The following is a 19734-nucleotide window of genomic DNA, read 5'->3' on the forward strand; positions in this document are numbered from 1 at the left end:
CCGTTTGGCTAGGGAGAAAGAGCGGTCAGCTGTTAATCGCTGCCTGCAAGTTTTCTTCGAACTCTGCTTCGAGCGCACCCTCGTCGACTTTGTTGGCCGGCAGATTTTTCCCGGCAGCGCGTGGCTTGCCTTGCAGTTTGCCGAACAGGTGCTCCAACGCATGCTCAAGCTTGATGGCTGCACCATCGATCGCCTGCTCCAGCGTATCGGCTTTATCGCAGACCGAGATCGGTTGATGCCCCTTTGGCCGGGCTTCCAGCCGGCAACTCAAGTCATGGGGGCCGGGCTTGTCGCCGTTCTCATCGCGCAGGTAAACCTCAACGCGGGTCAGGTGTTCTTCATAACGATCAAGCGTGCTCTCAATGGTCGTACGTACCCACTCCTCCAGTCGGATGCTGCTTTCAATATGGTTATCGCTATTGACTTGGATTTGCATAGTTCTTCCCTTATTTCAGCTAGCTCGCGGGAGGTCACAACTGCAACACCGGTGCGGTGAAACCATGACCTCTTGATGACACAATTGAGCAGTCAGCGAAACATTTCAACCCCTTTGCAAAGATAAATCCCACATTACAAATTAAGTCTGACTACGAGCAAAAACGCTGTTAGGGTGGGGAGTTAGTTAAATCTTCCTACACCTTGCGAACCTCACAATTGCCCCTCTTCCAACGGGTGCAATCCGCGAAAAACCTCGGCCTCCTCCACCAGCCAATCATGCACCGCACGCACGCCCGGATGGCTCAACGCACCCGGCGCATACAGCAGCACGTAGCGTTTGTGGTTGGGCACGGCGACACCGAAGGGCACAATCAAGGTGCCGCGCTCCAGTTCGTCATTGAGCAACGTGCGCCGCGCAATCGCCACGCCCATGCCCGCGATGGCGGCTTCGATGGTCAGGTGGTTACGGTTGAAGGTGTGCCCACGTCGCACATCGGCGAGGTGGTAGCCGATGGCATTCAGGTAAAACTCCCACTCGGCGTATTCATAACTCCCACGCCAGGCCGTGATGTCGTGCAACAACGGGAAGTGCGCCAGATCCGCCGGTCCGTGTAACGGCGGACGGCCGCGCAGCAGGCTCGGCGCGCACACCGGGAATATCTGCTCGTCCAGCAGGGCTGTGGATAACAAGCCTGGATAGCTGCCGTCGTTGAGATCGATCGCCAAGTCAAAGTCGCCCTCGTGCAAGGCAATGCTGCTGTCTTCGGCGACCATGCGCAGTTGAATATCCGGGAAGCGTTGCTGTAAACGCGGCAAACGCGGGGTCAGCCACTTGCCCAGAAATGATGGAATCGAACGCAGGCGCAAGGTGCCGCTGATCATGCCCGCGTCCAACCGCTGCAACTCGGCATCGATGCTGCCGTAAGCCTCCCCCACCGTCGCCGCCAACCGCTGGCCCTCGGCACTGAGTTCAACCCCACGCGCCCGGCGATGGAACAGTCGAAAACCCAAGCGCTCCTCCAACTGCCGGATCTGCTGGCTCACCGCCCCCGGCGTGATGTGCAGTTCTTCAGCGCAGCGGGTGAACGACAGATGCCGTGCCGCACAGGAAAACACGTGCAGCCAGACGTAGGTCTGACCATGGAGTGGGCGGGTCATAGCGTTTAGTCCTGCTAAAGGGTTTCTTAGGATAATTCGTTGGTCAGTGCCGATCTAGAGGATCAGTATCGCGCCAATTGCGCTCGGCCTACAAAAATGGCAGCGATTCCTACTCCATTGCTTGTAAGGCTTTAGCATGGCTATCAGTGTTTTCGATCTATTCAAAGTCGGTATCGGCCCTTCCAGTTCTCACACCGTCGGCCCCATGCGGGCAGCGGCGAGCTTCGCCCAGGCACTGGTCGACCAACAGTTACTGAGCGCCACGCGCCGGGTCGAAGTGCGTCTTTACGGCTCGCTGTCCGCCACCGGGGTGGGCCACGCCACCGACCGCGCCTGTGTCATGGGCCTGATGGGCGAATGGCCCGACCAGGTCGACCCAACCTCGATCAACGCGCGCATCCAACAGTTGCGCGAGTCCGGCCGGCTGCTGCTCGCCGGCACCCAGGACATTGCCTTCAATTGGCACTCCGATCTCCTGCTGCTGGACGAAAGCCTGCCTTACCACCCCAATGCCATGTCGCTGCACGCCTACGGTGAAACCGGCCTGCTGAGCGAACAAACCTATTATTCGGTGGGCGGCGGCTTCATCATCGACGCGGCTGAAGCGGCTTCGGGCACTGCGCCGACCAGCGATGTGCAATTGCCCTACGACTTTTCCAGCGCGGCCGAACTGCTGGCCCTGTGCAACAAGCACGGCCTGCGGGTTTCGGAACTGATGATGGCCAATGAACGGGCGTGGCGCAGCGACGAAGCGATCCGCAGCGGCCTGCTGCATATCTGGTCGGTAATGCGCGAATGCGTAGAACAGGGCCTGCGCGACGAAGGCATTTTGCCGGGTGGCCTGGATGTGCCGCGTCGCGCCGCGAAATTGCACCGCAACCTGCTGGAAATCGGCAAACCGAATGTCATCACCTCGACCCTGTCCGCGATGGAATGGGTCAACCTGTTCGCCCTCGCCGTCAACGAAGAAAACGCCGCCGGCGGGCGCATGGTCACGGCGCCGACCAATGGCGCGGCGGGGATCATCCCGGCGGTGTTGCATTACTACATGAAGTTCAATGCCAACGCGTCTGACGACGATGTGGTCAATTTCTTCCTGGCCGCCGCCGCTGTCGGCATTCTGTGCAAGAAAAACGCCTCGATCTCGGGCGCCGAAGTCGGCTGCCAGGGCGAAGTCGGCTCAGCCTGCGCCATGGCCGCCGCCGGGTTGGCCGAGATCCTCGGCGCCACCCCCGAGCAATTGGAAAACGCCGCCGAAATCGGCCTGGAACATAACCTTGGCCTGACCTGCGACCCGGTTGGTGGCCTGGTGCAAATCCCCTGTATCGAGCGCAACGCCATCGCTGCCGTGAAGGCGATCAACGCCACGCAAATGGCCCTGCGCGGCGACGGCAAACACTTCATCTCCCTCGACCGGGTGATCCGCACCATGCGCGATACCGGTGCCGATATGCATGACAAATACAAAGAAACTTCACGGGGCGGCCTGGCGGTCAGCTGGGTGGAGTGCTGATCGGAGCACTGCTACCCGCCCCAACGTGAGCCCGCGCAAAAATAATAACGAGGCAATATCGATGACCGATGTACGTACACCTGCCGTAGAAAACCCTGCCGTAGAAACAACCGTGACCAGCGGCTGGACGCAACATGACACCACCTGGATGCTCGGCCTTTACGGCACCGCCATCGGCGCGGGCACCTTGTTCCTGCCGATCAACGCGGGCGTCGGCGGCTTCTGGCCGCTGATCGTGCTGGCGCTGCTGGCGTTCCCGATGACCTTCTTCGCCCACCGTGGGCTGACGCGCTTTGTGTTGTCGGGCAAATCCGGCGACATCACCGAAGTTGTCGAAGAACATTTCGGCGTCGGCGCGGGCAAGCTGATCACCCTGCTGTATTTCTTTGCGATTTTCCCGATTTTGCTGGTGTACAGCGTGGCGCTGACCAACACCCTCGGCAGCTTCATGGAGCACCAGTTGCACATGACGCCACCCCCCCGGGCAGTCCTGTCACTGGTGCTGATCCTCGGCCTGATGGCCATTGTGCGCTGCGGCCAAGGCGTGATCGTCAAAGCCATGAGCGTGCTGGTGTACCCCTTTGTCGCCGCGCTGTTGCTGCTCGCGTTCAGCCTGATCCCCAACTGGAACGGCGCGTTTTTCGCCTCGGCCGGGGATGGCATGCCAATGCCGCTGTTCTTCAAGACCCTGTGGCTGGCGATTCCGGTGATGGTGTTTTCCTTCAACCACTCACCGATCATTTCCGCGTTTGCCGTCGATCAAAAGCGCGTCTATGGCGCCCAGGCCGAGCGCAAAAGCGGCGGGATCCTCGCCACCGCCCACGGCATGATGGTGCTGACAGTGATGTTCTTCTGCTTCAGCTGCGTGCTGGCTCTGTCGCCGGCCGACCTGGCGGCCGCCAAGGCGCAGAACATTTCGATCCTGTCGTACCTGGCCAACCATTTCCAAACGCCGGTCATCGCCTACGCCGCGCCGTTGATTGCGCTGGTGGCGATCACCAAATCCTTCCTGGGCCACTACATCGGTGCCAGTGAAGGCTTCCAGGGCCTGATCGTCAAATCCTTGCGCGGGCGTAACCGTTCGATGTCGTCCAAGGCGCTGGAACGTTGCACCGCAGTGTTCATGGTACTGACCTGCTGGGCCGTGGCGACCTTCAACCCCAGCATCCTGGGCATGATCGAAACCATGGGTGGACCGATCATTGCCTGCCTGTTGTTCCTGATGCCGATGTACGCGATCCGCCGCGTGCCCTCTCTGCGCCAGTATTCGGGCCAGTTGTCGAATGGGTTTGTGGTGGTGATCGGGTTGATTGCGCTTTCGGCGATCGTTTTCTCGGTACTGCCCTGAAACAGGTCACCGCTCTCAAAGACACCCCGAGATGACTGTGGGAGGGGGCTTGCTCCCGATGAGCGGTGTGTCAGCCAATAAATACTCGGCTGAATGACCGCCATCGGGAGCAAGCCCCCTCCCACACAAGGACCGCATTGTTTGTCAGATCGCTGTACGGCACGCCCTTTGCTGTACAGCTCATGAGGTAAACGGATTTTGTAAAACCTCAGCGACGGAGTGGCCGGTGGTCAGGCAACGCGAACTATTCCCGACACCGGTCGTCAATGACTGCATGTTCCTATCAGGCGGTAACGCACCATGGACAATCCTTTTCAGATCATCACGGACACTTTCAGCCCCGATTACCGCGTCAACCTGAGCATCCAACGGCTCGACGGCAGCATCATGCTCACCCTCTCGAACGAAACGGGCGTGGTGGCCAAACGCATGATCAGTGCCGAACAACGCAACGATCCGCAACGTCTCAAGCGGCTGGTGCAAAGCATTCAGTTCGGCATTGCCATAGAGCAGGGCCATAGCGCCATGGAGATCCTGGCGATGATGACGGACGGCGACAGCCACAAACTTCTGCAGCGCCCGCCCGCCCGTCCCCTGCCCTTCAGCGTCGGGCTCTAGAGTTCGCCCTTCTCGGTTTCCTGGCTCGCCTCGCCTTTGCGACGCGGGCCTTCAACCTTCACCGACGGGAATGCCGACGAGGCATATCGAACGACCATGATCGAAAACGCCAATAGCAGAATACCGCCGCACAGGTAGATGATGCCGATGTCCGGCGGGTTGTGGTGCGATACGTTGGAGATCAACAGGCGCGTCAGCGCAGTGATCGCCACGTAGATCAGGAAACGCACCGGCATGTGGTTGGTCTTGAAATAGATCCCGACCATCGCGCCCAATTCCAGGTAGATGAACAGCAGCAAGATGTCATCGATCTTGATATGCCCGTTCTCCAACATCCCGAGAAACTCCATCACCGCCGCCCACGCGGTCACCGCACCAATGGCAAACAACGCCAGGTAATGGAATGTCTCGACAAACAGGTTGCCCAGGGATTCGGCCAGCCCATGGACGTTCTGGCGCAGCCTTTCAGCCCAGTTGATTTTCACGATGATGCTTCCTTAGGTCGGCTCGACCGGATAATGCGAGTTGAACGTGACGGTTGTTCTGCATGCAGAAAAAAGGCCAGCGGCAGCTATAAGATGATGGCGGGGTGATATGAGGCACTGCAAACCTGGCTTTTCGGGCTACATTAAAAAACTGCTACCCAAACCCCACGGTTTGGCTTAACCTTTAGCTGTATATAAATACAGCAGTCGCAATAGACAACTATCGTGAAGGCATGTGAGGTGGTGAATGGCCGTCGAAGTGGTATACCGCAGCAGCCGAGATCTGGAGCGTTTGTTCATGGATAAAGCCGAAGCTGACCGTCATGACAAGATGCTTGAACTCGCTGAGTTGCTCGCAGAAGTGTTGCAAAAGGCCGTGCCGTCCCTGAGCGAGCAGCAAGTGGAAGAAGCCGGGATCTACATGGCGAAGAACCGCGATGTGTTTGCCAAGGCGTTCAAGAGCCAGCCGGATGCACTGGCCGAGTTGCTGAACCCTGCAACGGAATGAAGCCCGAATTGAACAGGCCCTGAGTCACTGGCTCAGGGCCTTTTTAATGCCTGGGCTATTTATACAGCAGACGCTCGGCCAGCTCATCGGCAACCCGTGCCGGGGAACGTTTTTCAGCTTGGGCGTGGGCGAAGATTTCGGTCAGGCGCCTGCCTATGTTTGACAGATGGGCCGTGATATCCGCCAGCTCGGCGCCGTGGTGCTTGAGAGCGACGTAGATCAGGCCACCGGAGTTGATCACGTAGTCGGGGGCGTAGAGGATGCCTCGCCCTTCCAGTTGGTCGGCGATCTCCAGGTTGGTCAGTTGCGCGCTGGCGGAACCGGCCACAGCGGCGCAACGCAGTTGGCCAACCGTATGGCGATTGAACACCGCACCGACGCCGCAGGGCGCGAGGATGTCGCAAGGGGTGCTGAGCAAGGCATCGTTGGCGATGGGGTGCGCGCCAAGTTGTTCCATGGCCAGTTGGACCTTGCCATGATCGATGTCGCTGACCAACAGCTCGGCACCGGCCGCGTGCAGTTGCTCGGCCAGGGCATACCCCACATTGCCCAGCCCCTGCACCGCCACGCGCAAGCCTTCGAGGTTATCGCTGCCCAGGCGGGCCATGGCGGTGGTGCGGATACCGGTAAACACTCCCATGGCCGCGTGCGGCGCGGGGTCGCCGGCGGCGGTGGTGCTGGTGACGAAGCGCGTGTGCTGGGCAATGCAGTCCATATCGGCAACCGAGGTGCCGCTGTCGATGGCGGTAATGAAGCGGCCGTCGAGTTTTTCGATGCAGCGGCCAAAGGCTTCGAACAAGGCGGCGCGGCTTTCCACGTGCACGGGGCGGATGATCACCGCCGTACCGCCGCCTACCGGCAGGCCGGCCAGGGCGGCTTTGTAGCTCATGCCTTGGGCCAGGCGCGCGGCATCCGCCACGGCACTTTGATCGTCGGGGTACGTCAGGTAACGACAGCCGCCCAAGGCCGGCCCCAGGCGACTGTTGTGGATGGCGATGATCGCCTTCAGACCGGTCACCGGGTCGACGCTCAGGTGCAGCGATTCAAGGCGGGTGCTGTGCATGAGCGCAAACATCAATGAGCTCCCGAATCACTTCTGGTAGTGGCCCAAGTATAGGCTTGCGGTAGAAAAATGCTGGACTGCACTGGAATAAGGCTCACGGTTTTGCAGGCCCTAAGACATAAGACGGTAGGATATTCCTCAAGATGCTGGACGAAAATTCACAGCAAGGCTAAAACGAGGGCATCCGCCGGAGAAAGCAATGAATCCCCGCCAAGCCTTTTTCGCCTGCCTGGACCGCTCTCCCCCCGCGCTGTTTGAAGCGGCGTTGTGGATTGCCGCCGAGCACGATCCCGCCGTGCAGCCGTTGCTCATCCTGCAAGACGTCACCGTGCTGCAACAACAGGTCGCGCTGGGCATGCCCATGTTGCCCGCTGACGAACTGGGTCAACCCCTGTTGCGGCGCTTGAACGACCTGGGATTCGCCCAGGACGAATTCACCCCGCTGCGCCCCGCCGCCGCCCTGCTGGACAAGGTACTGCAACGCAAGCGCGGGCAACCCTTGGCCATGGCGCTGATCGCACTGGAAATCGCGCGACGCCTGGACATCCCCTTGGTGGGCGTGAATTTCCCGGGGCATTTTCTGTTGCGGGTGCCCGACGCCGACCATCTGCTGGACCCCTGTGGCGGTCGGCGTCTGTACCCCAATGACTGCCGCGAACTGCTGCAACGTCAATATGGGCCGAATCTCAAGTTGCAGGCCGAACACCTGAACACCGCTGAACCCCGTTCGATCCTGCAACGGCTGTCACGCAACCTGCGCCAGCTGCACCTCTCCAATGATGCCCCGCTCGACGCCTTGATCGATGCCGAGCGCGTTCTGGAACTGGGCAATGCCAGCGCCGCCGACTACCTGGCCCGGGCCAGCCTGTATCAGCGCCTGGACTGCCCGAACGCCGAGCGCTTTGACCTGGAACATGCCCTGCTGCTCAGCGAAGACCCGATCCAGCGCCTGCGCCTGACCGAGCGGCTGGGGCATCTGCCGCCCAACACGGTGGTGCATTAAGCCCCCGGCGCCTTGAGGATATCCGTCTGCAACGGGCTCTTGGGCACGCTGACGACAGGCGAACGTACCTGAATGATCAGCAACGCAGCGATCACCGCCGGAATCGCGCAGAAGAAGAAAATCTGCTGCACCGGTATATGCATCGCCAACAGCAGGCTGCCGAACAGCGGCCCCAGGATCGAGCCGAATCGTCCCACCCCCAAGGCCCAGCCGGTGCCGGTAGCGCGCACATGGGCCGGGTAGAAGTTGCTGGCGAAGGCATTGAGCGTCAGTTGGCCGCCAATGATGCAGAAACCGGCGGCGAACACGCAGGCCACCAGGTAACGCGGGTTGGCATGGTTCAGCCCCAACAGGACGGTGCACAGCGCAGCCGCCGCCAATACGCCGGACAACAGCCGCACCTTGCTTTTCAGGCGGTCGGCGAACCAGGCCATGCCGATGGCACCCAGGGTGCCGGCAAACAGGAACATCGACGTCACCAGATTGGCTTCTTTCAAGGCCAGGCCACTTTCCAGCAGCAACGACGGCAGCCAACTGATCATGAAGTACAAGAGGATCAAGCTGACAAAAAAGGTCGCCCAGAGCAGCAGGGTCGGGCGCGCATAGCCGTTGCGGAACAACTCCAGCACCGTCAGCTTGCTCCCCTCCTCCCGCTGGCTTTCGGCCGCGCTGGCCAGTGGCGGCTGCCAGCCGGGCAGCATGTGCGCAGTGACCTTTTGCAAGCGCGCATAGGGCGGTGCGTCACGCAACAGACGCGGCAGGGATTCGGGCAGCAGCCACACCAGGAAGGGGAACAGCAGCAACGGCGTGACGCCGCCCGCCAGGAAAACCGCCTGCCAGCCAAAGCCTTCGATAAACCCCGCCGCAACGAACCCACCCGCCGCGCCGCCGAACGAAAAGCCGCACGCGGCCAACGTCACCATCAAGGTGCGCAAACGGGGTGGGGAGTATTCCGACATCAACGCCATGGCACTCGGCATCGCACCGCCCATGCCAATCCCGCAGATAAAGCGCGCAGCCATCAGCGTCGTCAGGGAATTGGCAAACACCATCAGCACCGTGAGGCTGGCATAGATCAGCACGCAGCCCAGCAGGATGCGCCGCACGCCAAACCGGTCGGCCAGGGGCGTCACCAGCAGCGAGCCCAACGTCAGGCCCAACAGGTTGGCACTGAATACCGGGCCGAACGCGGCTTTTTCCAAGCCCCAATCCTTGGCCAAGGCCGGTACCACGTAACCCAGCACCTGAGCGTCGTAGCCGTCGGTCACCAGCAACAGCGCCAGTAGCAGGAGGATCAACCACTGATAGTTCGACACCGGACGGGCATCGAGTGCCGCACGAAAGCTGGCAATCTGATTGTGCATCGCAAGGTCCCTTTATTTTTTTATGTGGGCAACTTCGATCCAATGTGGAAGGGGGCAAGCCCCCTCCCACATTCATTCAGGGTGTATCAGGGGTATCCGGCTGATTAGCCGGATGTGCTTGCACAAACGCCGGATGCCGGGCCGCCAAGGCTGCCACCCGCCCGATACGCGGGTACGCCGCCAAAGGCACCTTGAAACGTTCCGCCGCGTACAACTGCGGAATCAGGAACACATCCGCCATCCCCGGCTGCTCGCCAAAGCAAAAGCCTTTATCACCAATCAGTTGCTCCACCGCGCCCAGGCCCTGGCTGATCCAATGGCCGATCCATTCCAGCAACTGCGCCTCATCATGCCCCCACTTTCGCAACAGGTTCTGGGTGCTGGAGTTGTGCAATGGGTGGATATCGCAGGCGATGATCGAGGCAACCGCCCGCTCATGGGCACGGGCGGCCAGGTCTTTGGAGAGCAGCGGCACCTGTGGATAACGTTCCTCCAGATACTCGATGATCGCCTGCGACTGGATCAGCAACGCCCCGTCATCAGTACGCAACGCAGGTACGCGGCCTTGCGGGTTGATCGCCAGGTAGTCAGGCTGGCGGTTGGCGCCGCCCGCCGGAACCAGCAGGTTGACCGGCACGGCGCTGAAATCCAGCCCCTTGAGCGCCAGCGCGATACGCACCCGATACGATGCGGTAGAGCGGTAGTAGGTATAGAGATCCATCACCCGTCCCTCTCAGTGCGCCGCGACCACGGTGCCACGGCACTCGCCGAAGCCGATGGAGGCGAACCCTTCGCGGCTGCAACGGGCACGCAGGATGATTTCGTCACCGTCTTCAAGGAATTTGCGCACCTCGCCGGACGCCAATTCAATCGGTTTTTTGCCGCCTTCAGTGATTTCCAGCAGGCTGCCGAACTGCCCCGGCTGCGGCCCGGACAAGGTGCCCGAGCCGAACAGATCTCCGGCCTGCAACTGGCAGCCGTTGCTGCTGTGGTGGGCAACCATTTGGGCTGCGGTCCAGTACATGTGCTGGGTGTTGCTCAGCGTCAGGCGATGAGCCGGCAGGTTCTGCTCACGCATCGAAGCGGTGGTCAGCAGGACTTCCAGTTCGATATCCAGGGCACCCGCGTTCTGGTCACGCTTGTCCAGCAGGTAAGACAGCGGCTGCGGGTCACCTTCGGGACGCGGCGATTGCGCCTTGCGGAACGGCTCCAGCGCTTCAGCCGTAACCACCCAGGGCGAGATGCTGGTGATAAAGCTCTTGGACAGGAACGGCCCCAGCGGCTGGTACTCCCAAGCCTGGATATCCCGCGCCGACCAGTCGTTGAGCAGGCAGAAACCGGCGATATGCTCGGCCGCGTCACCAATGGCAATCGCGTCGCCCATGGCGTTGCCCGGGCCGATCCAGATGCCCAGCTCCAATTCGTAGTCCAGGCGTGCGCACGGGCCGAAGCTCGGCTCGGCCTGGCCGGCCGGCAGCGTCTGGCCCTTGGGGCGACGGACGTCGGTGCCCGATGGGCGAATGGTCGAGGCGCGCCCGTGGTAACCAATCGGCACGTACTTGTAGTTCGGCAGCAAGGGGTTGTCGGGGCGGAACAGTTTGCCGACGTTCTGCGCGTGTTCGATGCCGACATAGAAGTCGGTGTAGTCGCTGATTTTCGCCGGCACATGCATCTGGCAATCGGCGGCGCGGTGCAGCACTTGAGCCTCGCGGGTTTGCAGTTGGCTGCCTTCGGCCAGCAGTTCCAGCAGGCGTTCGCGCAGGGCCACGCGCGGGCCACGGCCGAGTTCGAAAAAGGCATTCAACTGACCGCCGGCGGTGGCTTCCACGGCGCGGCGAGCCTCACCCTCGAACGCGTCCAAGGCGGCAAACAGGTCAAGGATTGAGTCACCAATCGCCACGCCGCTGCGCGGTGCCGAGCCCTTGATGCTGAACACCCCCAGCGGCAGGTTTTGCAGGGGAAAATCGCGGTGACCGTTGGCGGAGGCCACCCAGCTGCGGGTTAGCGTTGGATGAGTCATGGGTTATCTCCGGTTCGGGTTGAAGGTGGCGGGCAACGAGGCCCAGCACGCGTCATAAGTGTTTTGCAGTTGTGGGCATTCAAGGGCGAACTGTGTGGGACGCAGCACTTGGCTGGTCTCGAACATGAAGGCCATGGTGTTATCGATTTTGTGCGGCGCCAGCTCCACATTGATCGCTTTGGTGCAGGTCTCGCCATCCGGCCCATGGGCACTCATGCAGCTGTGCAACGACGCACCACCGGGCAGGAAGCCTTCGGCCTTGGCGTCGTAGGCGCCCTGGATCAAGCCCATGTATTCGTTCATCAGGTTGCGGTGGAACCACGGCGGACGGAAGGTGTTCTCGGCCACCATCCAGCGCGGTGGGAAGATCACGAAGTCGAGGTTGGCCAGGCCGTGGGTGCTGGTGGGCGAGGTCAACACCGTGAAAATCGACGGGTCCGGGTGATCGAAACTGACAGTGCCGATCGTGTTGAAGCGACGCAGGTCATATTTGTACGGCACATTGTTGCCGTGCCAGGCGACCACGTTCAGCGGCGAATGATCCAGCTCGCAGGCCCACAGTTCACCGAGGAACTTCTGCACCAGGGTGGTCGGTTGCTTGAGGTCTTCGTAGTGCGCGACCGGCGTGAGGAAGTCGCGTGGGTTGGCCAGGCCATTGCTGCCAATAGGGCCCAGGTCCGGCAGGCGCAGCGGTGCGCCATGGTTTTCGGCGACGTAGCCGCGCGCCTCGGCGTCCAGCAGCTCGATACGGAATTTCAGGCCGCGTGGCAGCACGACGATTTCCAACGGCTCCACGTCCAGCACGCCCAGCTCGGTGGCGACGCGCAAGCGCCCTTGCTCGGGCACGATCAACAGTTCGCCGTCGGCATTGAAGAACACGCGCTCCATGGAGCGGTTGGCACAGTAGTGGTAGATGCTGATGCCCGAGGGTTTTTCCGACCCCGAGTTGGCAACCATGCCCACGAGCCCATCGACAAAATCCGTCGGTTCGCTGGGAACATCCAGCGGATTCCAACGCAGGCGGTTCGGTGTCACCGCACCCAGAGGCCCACCGGCCAATTGCCGATCCAACTTAACAAACGCCGGATGATTGGCCGATGGCTGAATGCGATACAGCCAGGTACGGCGCGCTTCACTGCGGGCCATGGTGAAGGCGGTGCCGGAGAACAGTTCGGTATACAGCCCATAAGGCGCTTTCTGCGGGGAGTTCTGGCCTACGGGTAGCGCACCAGGCAGGGCCTCGCTGGCGAATTCATTGCCGAAGCCCGATTGGTATTCGAGGTTCATGGAACATCCTCTGTACGGAATTGTTTTTATCGTAATTCACTTACGCATAACGTAATTTGATCACTATCGACCGTCAAGCTATAAAGACGCCCATTCATCTCTCGGATTCTTGCCCTTCCATGGATACCCCCCGCGACACCGGAAAACAGAAAGTCCGCTCGGCTGAAGTGGGCACCGATATCCTCAAGGCCCTGGCCGAACTCTCGCCGGCCACCTCGTTGTCGCGCCTGGCCGAACACGTGCAAATGCCCGCGAGCAAGGTGCATCGTTATTTGCAGGCGCTGATCGCCTCAGGTTTTGCCGAACAGAACCCCGCCACCAACCACTATGGCCTGGGTCGCGAGGCGTTGCGCGTGGGCCTGGCTGCGTTGGGCAGCATGGACGTGTTGAAAGTCGGCGCGATGCCCCTGGCGGAACTGCGCGATGAATTGAATGAAACCTGCTTTCTCGCAGTGTGGGGCAATCAAGGCGCAACGGTGGTGCATATCGAGCCTGCGGTGCGCGCCGTCACGGTGGTGACGCAGTTGGGTTCGGTATTACCGCTGCTCAGTTCGTCCACCGGCCTGGTGTTCAGCGCTTATTTGCCGTCGCGGGAAACCGTGGAGTTGCGCGAGCGTGAGATTCAGGCCGGAACCGCCCATGCCCTGGCCGACGATAAGGCCTACGCCGCCGTGTGCGAACAGATTCGCAGCCGTGGCCTGCATTTTGTGCACGGTTTGCTGATGCCTGGGGTCGATGCGTTGTCGGCACCGGTCTTCAACGCGGTCGGGCAAGTGGCGGCGGTGATGACCGTAGTCGGCCCCACCTCCTTGTTCCACGCCGATGAAAATGGCCCGGCGGCGCAGCAGTTGCTGGCAGCGACCCGGGCCGTAAGCTGGCGCATGGGCTATCAGCCCTGAATCAATCGTCCCAGCGTGACAGTGCCTCGACCACACGGTTTTCCACGCCTTTGACCTGGGCGCCGGCCACCACATAGTTGTTGCTGATCATGGAGAACACCAACCGCCGTCCGTGGGTATCGGTGAGGTAGCCGCTCAGGGACGAAACGCCGCCCATGGAGCCGGTCTTGGCATGCAGGTTGTTTTCCGCGAGCGTACCCTTCAGGCGATAACGCAGGCTGCCGCCGGTCATGCGCTCGGTATTGCCGGCGATCGGCAACGCGTTGTACCAGGCGTTGAACCACGGCTGCTTGCTCGCGGCCAATAGCACATCCGTGAGGTTTTGCGACGACACCAGGTTACGCCGCGACAGGCCCGAACCATCGACCTGGCTCAGCGTCGTGGTATCCAGGCCCTGACGCTTGAGAAACCCGGCCACCGCCACCGCGCCCGCCGCCGCCGTGCCACTGTTGGCGGTCTTGCGCCCCATGGCCTTGAGCAAGGCTTCGGACATGTTGTTGTTCGAGAGTTTGAGCAACGGCGTGATCAGCTCCTGCAGCGGCGCCGATTGGTGCTCGGCCAGCACGGTCGCCGTGGCCGGGCTCGCAGCGCCCATCACCCGACGCCCCGAAACGCGGATGCCCTGCTGTGCCAGCGCCTGCTCGAACAGGTTGGCGACCAACTGCGTGGGCTCCCACACACTGACCAATTGCTCGCTCTGCCTGCCCGGCGCGACCGCACCGCTGAGCTGCAAAAGGTTGGTGCCATGCCGGCGATTGATCCCGTAAGTGTTGCCCGGCCCGCTGACGGCACGGTTGCTCAGTTGCAGGTAATCGGTGGGCGGGTAGATCTCGACCGTGACAGGCTGGCCAACGCGCACCGGGGCCTTGGCCGTGACCAGGACACTGCCCGCATCGAAATCGCTATTGGGTGATACGGTCAGCGCTGAAATCTGCGCACCGTAGTAGGTGGTTTCATCATCGTGGGACCAGTCGACGCCCAATCGCTCGGCGTCGAACCAGGTGTCGTCGAACACCAGGTCGCCCTGCACCTGGCGAATGCCCTGGCTGGCCAATTGCGCCGCCAGCGCCTGGTAGTCGGCAAACTGCAGGGTCGGGTCGCCGAGGCCGCGCAGGTATAGGTTGCCGCTGAGACGATCGCCTTGGCGCGTGCCATTGCTGAGCAATTGTGTGGCAAAACGGTATTGCGGCCCCAGCACGTCCATGGCCGCAGCAGTGGTCAGCAGCTTGAGGTTGGAAGCCGGCACCAACCGCGTGCGTGGGTTGTACTGGTAGAGCGTGGCGCCACTTTTGGCATCCCGCACCATCAGGGAAACGCTGGCGCCGTGCAGCGCCGGGTCGGCCAGCAGTTGGTCCAGGCCCTGCCCGCCCGCCGTCTTCGAAGGCGTGGCGCAACCACTGAGCAACAACCCAAAGCCCAGCGCCATCGCGCCGGCGTGTATCCATCGTCCCCACTGCATAACACTGGCATTCCTGAAACTACGAGAGTGCGCAGCTTGGTTAATTCACAGCCCTCAATCAAGTGCCAGGGTGGTGATGGAGAACGTACCGGCCTGAAACTGCGGGTCGGGCTTGGGTTCGGCAGTGCTCGGCGCAGGCTGGTTGAAGTCCATGGCGGGCAGGTAAACCCGCTGGCGTTGCGCGTCGAAGGCCATGTTATAGGCCATCGGCACGGTGCTGACGGTGGCCGACAAGGCGTAATGATCGGCATCACTTTGCTCGATCACCATGACGTTCGCGTCCACGCCGCTGGGGATCAGCAAACGACGATGTTGCGCATCGTAGGCCACGGCATTGACGTCACGCCCAATCGGCAGCCTGGCCTTGACCTCGCCGCTTTCACGGTCCGCAACGATCAGCACCGGCGAGTCGCCTCGACACGCCACAAACAAGCGCTGGCGCTCGACATCCTGGGCCAGCGCGCTCGGCTTGGGGCAATCGCTGAATTGCCAGGTATCGAGCACGGCAAAGGTATCGGCCGCATAGCGCGCGACCTTGCCTTCATCACGCATCGGCAAGAAGAAACTGCCATCGCCCTTGAGCAACAGCGGGTCGATCTTCTTCACCGCCAGTTCATGGGCGCCGGTAATGCGTTCCTGCTGGGGGTCGAACTCGAACAGCGTCGAACGATCCGCCCGACGCCCGCTGACGATAATCACCTTGCCGGTGGACGGCTCGTACACCGCGCTGTTGAGGTTGCTTTGCGCAACGGCGATACGCTTGAGCGGCTTGAGTGTGGATAACTGCACCACACTCAAGCTGCCGTCAGTGTTGAGCACAAACACGCGGTCCAACCCAGGCACGAACACCACACCGTTGGCGCCATCGGACTGCAGCACGGTCTTGACCGTACGCTGGTGCTGGACATCAAACACGGTCAACCCGTTTTCGCGGCGGGCCAGGAACAGATAGGGACGCGTCGGATCAAGGCCGACGAACCCCCAACTGTGCCCGGAGCCAGGCAACGTCACTCGGTGTTCGCGGTGGATGGCGCCGCTGTCCGCCGCTGCGGTGGTGCTGATGAACAGGGCCAGTAGCCAGGCGACCTTGTTCATCAGAACGTCACCGTGCTGGAAACCGACACCTGCCGCGCATCGCCAATCGAAACGAACTGCGTGTTCACCGAAGAGGTGTAGTAGGTACGGTCGAACAGGTTCTTCACGTTGAGCTGGAACTTGACCTTTTGCCCATCGATTTTGGTGTCATAGGTGGCAAACGCGTCGGCCACGGTGTAGCTCGGCAGTTCGAAGCTATTGGCGGCGTCCCCCGCCCGCTCGCCGACATAGCGCGCCCCGGCACCGACCCGCAACTGATCACCGCCCAGGAGGCTGCCGAAGTCATACACCGCCGACAGCGAGGCGGTGTTCTTCGCCACGTTTTGCAGGTCGTTACCTTTGTATTTACTGTCCTCGACCACCACAGCATCGGTATAGGCGTAACTGCCGATCAAGCTCCAGTTGTCGGTCAATTGCCCGCTGGCGTCCAGTTCCAGGCCACGCGAGCGTACCTTGCCGGCGACGCTGTACACCGAGGCCAGGCCATCGCCCACCTGCACCAGCACGTTGCGTTTTTCGATGTTGAACAACGCCGCGCTCGCGGTGATGCGCCCCGGCATATCGAACTTGGTCCCCAATTCCCAGGCTTTGGATTGTTCCGGTTCCAGGCTGCCGTCCAGCACCGTTTTGTTGGCCAGCGGCGCAATGGTGGAGTTGGGTTTGAACGACTCGGTGTAGCTGCCATAGAACGACAACTGGTCGGTGTAGCGGTACACCAGGCCGGCACGGGGTACCCACTTCTGGCCGTTGCCATCGGTGTTGGCGGTAAAGGGCACGCCTTTGCCGGCGTACTGGTCGTACATCTGGTAGCGCGCGCCGCCTACCAGAATCCACTGGTCGGTGAGGTGGATGGCGTCCTGGAAGAACAGCGAATCGCTGCGCAGCAGGTCGGTCTGGTTACTGTCCGGGGCGCTGACGGTGGTGCCGGCCACTTCGTTGCCGTACACGGGGTTGTTGTAGTTGAAGACCCCACGCGGCGCCTGGCGGATCAGGTCGGCACGGTAGATCTTGCGGTACTCATCGTCCAGGCCGAATACCAGGTCATGCTGCATGCCGGCCACGTCGACCTTGCCTTCGAGGCTGGCGGTGGCAAAACGGTCGGTGGTCAACGCCCCCTGAGTGCCGTCCATGCTGCGGGTCAGCGTACCGTTGGTATTGACCTTGACCACACGGACTTGGCTGGCGTCGTAGGTCTCGCGGTTCCAGCTGTAGCCGAAGTGAGCTTTCCAGTCGTCGTTCAAGTCATGGTCGACTTCCAGGCGATACAGGTCGGAACGGCCTTCCATGTTGTTGAACGGCTCGTCCAGGCGCCGAGTCGCCGGGATATTCAGCGGGTGGTTGGTCTTGGGATCAATGGCGGTACCACGGTCGAATGGTGAAAGGAATTCACGGTGTTCATAGGCGAACACCACCTTGGTGGTGTCGCCGTACCAGGCCAGGGATGGCGCCAGCAGTGTCTCGCGGTGGGTACCGAAATTGCGCCAGTAGTCTTCGTCTTCATGGTCGACGATCAGGCGGTAGGCCAGGCCACTGTCGCCAATCGGGCCGGTGGTGTCGAGGTTGCCGCCGCTGCCGTTCTTGCCATCGCCGAAGGTCGAGCCGCGTACCGTCAGAGAGGTGGACTGCACCAGCTCGGGCTTCTTGCTGACGATATTCACCACGCCGCCTGGGTCCTGGATGCCGTACAGCAACGACGACGGACCTTTGAGGACTTCGACCCGCTCGGCCGTGGAATTCAACGCGCGCCCCTGCACCAGTGGCATGCCGTCCTGCATGATCGAACCGTTACGGTTGTCGCCAAAGCCGCGCAACATCACGGCGTCTTGCGTGCTGCCAAGGGTGTTGGCCTGGGTGATCCCACTGACATTGCCCAGGGCGTCATCCAGGTTGCGCGGTTGTTGATCACGCAATACCTGGGCAGGGACGACGTTGACGGTTTGCGGGGTTTCCAGCAGCAGGCCCTGGGAGCGCATCACTGAACTGGTGGGGGGTGGCTGGTAGCTGGTGGCGTCCTGGGTTTGGCTGGCAGCGTTGATGGTGGTCGCGCCGAGGTTGACGGCCCCTTCGGTAGGCACCGGTTCCAGGGCCAGGGTGCGAGCGTCGATCTGGCGGAAAGTAAAGCCCGATTGGCTCAGCAGGCGCTGCAGGGCCTGGGTCGCGCTCATCTGGCCACTGACCGCCGGAGCGTTGAGGCCGTAGGGGGCTTCATCGGTGTAGATCACGCTCATGCCGGTGACCCGGCTGAAATCGCTCAAGGCCTGGGGCAGCGGTTTGGCTGCCAGCGCAAAACTGAACTGGGTGCTTTGCTGCTCCTGCGCCCGTGCCACCGCCAGGGGCAGCAACGCCAGCCCCGACACCGCCAATACCGAGGCTCCCAGCCACTGTTTAACCCAACCGCCCGCCGTCGACTTCATGCTGTGAAAACCCGTGTAGAAAACGCTGTTAATGCGAATAAATCGCAGTTTCAAGCACTACACGGATGAGCCCCAGGTTTACCTCACTGCGGTTCGCAAATAATTTTTCTATGACGCCTGGATGCGAAAGCCAAAGCGCGGGAAATGCACATGCACAGTCCCGCCACGTTCGTCAGTACGGCGCAGGATCAGCTCTTCGCGGCCGGCAAACAGCAGTTCACCGGCTACCGGGTCGACGCCGTAGTCAGTCGCCGCAATGCTGACCTGCTGGCCTGCCTTGAAGCCGTTCAAGTCCTCGAATACCTCATCGGGCAAGGGTGCCGGGGTCGCGTTGCGGGCGATCTCCAACGCCTGCTCGCCGCTCATCTGGCTTGCATTGCCGTGACCGAAACCCAGCACCCGCCCCAGCCAGGCCACCACCGCAGGATAGGCGTCCACCAATGGCGCAGTCACCGGCGTTGCCTTGAGAAACCACATGGGATGGGCCAGGGCGAAGTCGGCGATCGACGGCTCGCCGAACAGAAAGTCGCCCTCTTCGCGCTGCAACTGCTGCTCCAGGCGCGCCATGATTGCCGGCCATTGGTGCTTGGCCAGTTCGGCGGGCAGTTTACTCGCCGTGCCGCCGCTGAAGAGCGCGGCGCGGTCGGCGATAAACGCCTTGACTGCCTCTGGCGACAACTTGGCAAAACGCACTGCCACTGATTCAGGCTGGAAGACCAGGCTGACGGCATGCCCAAACACCACGCTGTCGGCCCAGGTGGCGAAGGTCTGGGTGATCATTTCCTGGCCGAGGGGGAATAGCACCGGCGAGGACTTTTCCTGCTCCAGCCGGCGCGCGATCAACGCCGTGTCGCAATAAATATCGGCGCCGACTTGCAACACCGGCGTTTTTCGATAGCCACCGGTCAACGCGGTCAGGTCCGGTTTGGGCATCACCGGCGAAATGAGCACTGAGTGCCAGGAGAGGCCCTTGAAACCCAGCAACAGCCGAGCTTTTTCCGCGAAGGGTGACGTCGGGTAATGATGCAGGATGAGCGCTGACATGCTGGAGTCCATATACAA

General features: G+C 61.5%; 18 protein-coding genes. 6 read left to right on the forward strand and 12 right to left on the reverse strand.

Going from position 1 to position 19734, the window contains the following annotated elements; translation table 11 throughout:
- Positions 1-25: 25 nt before the first annotated feature.
- Positions 26-436 carry an HPF/RaiA family ribosome-associated protein gene (locus tag DK870_RS05545; protein WP_161548212.1) on the reverse strand — a complete coding sequence of 137 codons (411 nt, stop codon included), beginning with the start codon at positions 434-436 and terminating at the stop codon, positions 26-28.
- Between the two features lie 212 nt (positions 437-648).
- Entirely contained in the window at positions 649-1596 is a 948-nt protein-coding gene (locus DK870_RS05550; RefSeq protein ID WP_161548213.1) for a LysR substrate-binding domain-containing protein, read from the reverse strand.
- 136 nt (positions 1597-1732) lie between these two features.
- Between DK870_RS05550 and DK870_RS05555 the strand changes: the two genes are divergently transcribed.
- The 3 genes from DK870_RS05555 (at position 1733) to DK870_RS05565 (ending at position 5075) form a co-directional block, all read left to right on the forward strand.
- Positions 1733-3109, forward strand: a complete 1377-nt coding sequence (locus tag DK870_RS05555) for an L-serine ammonia-lyase (protein ID WP_161548214.1) — start codon at positions 1733-1735, stop codon at positions 3107-3109.
- 61 nt (positions 3110-3170) lie between these two features.
- Positions 3171-4457, forward strand: a complete 1287-nt coding sequence (locus tag DK870_RS05560) for a serine/threonine transporter (RefSeq protein WP_090366585.1) — start codon at positions 3171-3173, stop codon at positions 4455-4457.
- A gap of 300 nt (positions 4458-4757) precedes the next feature.
- Positions 4758-5075, forward strand: a complete 318-nt coding sequence (locus DK870_RS05565) for a DUF3509 domain-containing protein (RefSeq protein ID WP_090366587.1) — start codon at positions 4758-4760, stop codon at positions 5073-5075.
- Here DK870_RS05565 and DK870_RS05570 read toward each other — a convergent pair.
- The gene (locus DK870_RS05570) at positions 5072-5560 is read right to left on the reverse strand and encodes a phosphate-starvation-inducible protein PsiE (RefSeq protein WP_060755005.1); all 489 of its coding nucleotides are present in this window, start codon (positions 5558-5560) and stop codon (positions 5072-5074) included. The genes DK870_RS05565 and DK870_RS05570 overlap by 4 nt on opposite strands.
- Positions 5561-5807: 247 nt before the next feature.
- Here DK870_RS05570 and DK870_RS05575 point away from each other — a divergent pair, with 247 nt between their 5' ends.
- Positions 5808-6068 (forward strand): YebG family protein, encoded by a 261-nt coding sequence (locus DK870_RS05575; RefSeq protein ID WP_161548215.1) that lies wholly within the window; start codon positions 5808-5810, stop codon positions 6066-6068.
- A 55-nt stretch (positions 6069-6123) separates the two neighbouring features.
- On the opposite strand, the gene DK870_RS05580 is transcribed toward DK870_RS05575, so the two are convergent.
- Positions 6124-7143: a Glu/Leu/Phe/Val dehydrogenase dimerization domain-containing protein gene (locus DK870_RS05580; protein WP_060753834.1), complete on the reverse strand. Its 1020-nt coding sequence runs from the start codon at positions 7141-7143 to the stop codon at positions 6124-6126.
- A gap of 187 nt (positions 7144-7330) precedes the next feature.
- Here DK870_RS05580 and DK870_RS05585 point away from each other — a divergent pair, with 187 nt between their 5' ends.
- Positions 7331-8134, forward strand: coding sequence for a SirB1 family protein (locus tag DK870_RS05585; protein WP_161548216.1), 804 nt, complete (start codon positions 7331-7333; stop codon positions 8132-8134).
- Here the strand turns inward: DK870_RS05585 and DK870_RS05590 are convergent.
- The 4 genes from DK870_RS05590 to hmgA form a co-directional block, all read right to left on the reverse strand.
- Complete coding sequence (locus DK870_RS05590; protein ID WP_161548217.1) at positions 8131-9498, reverse strand: aromatic acid/H+ symport family MFS transporter; 1368 nt, start codon at positions 9496-9498, stop codon at positions 8131-8133. The genes DK870_RS05585 and DK870_RS05590 overlap by 4 nt on opposite strands.
- Positions 9499-9574: 76 nt before the next feature.
- Positions 9575-10219 carry a maleylacetoacetate isomerase gene (gene maiA, locus DK870_RS05595; RefSeq protein ID WP_161548218.1) on the reverse strand — a complete coding sequence of 215 codons (645 nt, stop codon included), beginning with the start codon at positions 10217-10219 and terminating at the stop codon, positions 9575-9577.
- 12 nt (positions 10220-10231) lie between these two features.
- A complete protein-coding gene (gene fahA / locus DK870_RS05600) occupies positions 10232-11518 on the reverse strand; it encodes a fumarylacetoacetase (RefSeq protein WP_161548219.1) in 1287 nt (428 codons plus the stop codon).
- Between the two features lie 3 nt (positions 11519-11521).
- Positions 11522-12805, reverse strand: coding sequence for a homogentisate 1,2-dioxygenase (gene hmgA / locus DK870_RS05605; protein WP_060753839.1), 1284 nt, complete (start codon positions 12803-12805; stop codon positions 11522-11524).
- Between the two features lie 119 nt (positions 12806-12924).
- Between hmgA and DK870_RS05610 the strand changes: the two genes are divergently transcribed.
- Positions 12925-13704 carry an IclR family transcriptional regulator gene (locus tag DK870_RS05610; protein ID WP_090366600.1) on the forward strand — a complete coding sequence of 260 codons (780 nt, stop codon included), beginning with the start codon at positions 12925-12927 and terminating at the stop codon, positions 13702-13704.
- A gap of 1 nt (position 13705) precedes the next feature.
- Here DK870_RS05610 and dacB read toward each other — a convergent pair whose 3' ends face one another.
- The 4 genes from dacB to DK870_RS05630 all read right to left on the reverse strand — a co-directional run bounded on the left by dacB (position 13706) and on the right by DK870_RS05630 (position 19716).
- On the reverse strand, positions 13706-15163 hold the full coding sequence (dacB, locus tag DK870_RS05615; RefSeq protein ID WP_060753841.1) for a D-alanyl-D-alanine carboxypeptidase/D-alanyl-D-alanine-endopeptidase: 1458 nt from the start codon (positions 15161-15163) through the stop codon (positions 13706-13708).
- 54 nt (positions 15164-15217) lie between these two features.
- A complete protein-coding gene (locus DK870_RS05620; RefSeq protein WP_256679823.1) occupies positions 15218-16258 on the reverse strand; it encodes a YncE family protein in 1041 nt (346 codons plus the stop codon).
- Entirely contained in the window at positions 16258-18672 is a 2415-nt protein-coding gene (locus DK870_RS05625; RefSeq protein WP_060753842.1) for a TonB-dependent receptor, read from the reverse strand. Before DK870_RS05625 ends, DK870_RS05620 begins: the two co-directional genes overlap by 1 nt.
- Positions 18673-18780: 108 nt before the next feature.
- Positions 18781-19716: a glutathione S-transferase family protein gene (locus tag DK870_RS05630; RefSeq protein WP_161548220.1), complete on the reverse strand. Its 936-nt coding sequence runs from the start codon at positions 19714-19716 to the stop codon at positions 18781-18783.
- Positions 19717-19734: the final 18 nt, after the last annotated feature.

It is taken from the genome of Pseudomonas sp. Q1 (assembly GCF_009935975.1).
GTDB classification, from domain to species: domain Bacteria; phylum Pseudomonadota; class Gammaproteobacteria; order Pseudomonadales; family Pseudomonadaceae; genus Aquipseudomonas; species Aquipseudomonas palleroniana.

Coding starts and splice junctions, on each gene's coding strand:
- DK870_RS05545 (WP_161548212.1), bottom strand. CDS start 436: ATGCAAATCCAAGTCAATAGCGATAACCATATTGAAAGCAGCATCCGA.
- DK870_RS05550 (WP_161548213.1), bottom strand. CDS start 1,596: ATGACCCGCCCACTCCATGGTCAGACCTACGTCTGGCTGCACGTGTTT.
- DK870_RS05555 (WP_161548214.1), top strand. CDS start 1,733: ATGGCTATCAGTGTTTTCGATCTATTCAAAGTCGGTATCGGCCCTTCC.
- DK870_RS05560 (WP_090366585.1), top strand. CDS start 3,171: ATGACCGATGTACGTACACCTGCCGTAGAAAACCCTGCCGTAGAAACA.
- DK870_RS05565 (WP_090366587.1), top strand. CDS start 4,758: ATGGACAATCCTTTTCAGATCATCACGGACACTTTCAGCCCCGATTAC.
- DK870_RS05575 (WP_161548215.1), top strand. CDS start 5,808: ATGGCCGTCGAAGTGGTATACCGCAGCAGCCGAGATCTGGAGCGTTTG.
- DK870_RS05580 (WP_060753834.1), bottom strand. CDS start 7,143: ATGTTTGCGCTCATGCACAGCACCCGCCTTGAATCGCTGCACCTGAGC.
- DK870_RS05585 (WP_161548216.1), top strand. CDS start 7,331: ATGAATCCCCGCCAAGCCTTTTTCGCCTGCCTGGACCGCTCTCCCCCC.
- DK870_RS05590 (WP_161548217.1), bottom strand. CDS start 9,498: ATGCACAATCAGATTGCCAGCTTTCGTGCGGCACTCGATGCCCGTCCG.
- maiA (WP_161548218.1), bottom strand. CDS start 10,219: ATGGATCTCTATACCTACTACCGCTCTACCGCATCGTATCGGGTGCGT.
- fahA (WP_161548219.1), bottom strand. CDS start 11,518: ATGACTCATCCAACGCTAACCCGCAGCTGGGTGGCCTCCGCCAACGGT.
- hmgA (WP_060753839.1), bottom strand. CDS start 12,805: ATGAACCTCGAATACCAATCGGGCTTCGGCAATGAATTCGCCAGCGAG.
- DK870_RS05610 (WP_090366600.1), top strand. CDS start 12,925: ATGGATACCCCCCGCGACACCGGAAAACAGAAAGTCCGCTCGGCTGAA.
- dacB (WP_060753841.1), bottom strand. CDS start 15,163: ATGCAGTGGGGACGATGGATACACGCCGGCGCGATGGCGCTGGGCTTT.
- DK870_RS05620 (WP_256679823.1), bottom strand. CDS start 16,258: ATGAACAAGGTCGCCTGGCTACTGGCCCTGTTCATCAGCACCACCGCA.
- DK870_RS05625 (WP_060753842.1), bottom strand. CDS start 18,672: ATGAAGTCGACGGCGGGCGGTTGGGTTAAACAGTGGCTGGGAGCCTCG.
- DK870_RS05630 (WP_161548220.1), bottom strand. CDS start 19,716: ATGTCAGCGCTCATCCTGCATCATTACCCGACGTCACCCTTCGCGGAA.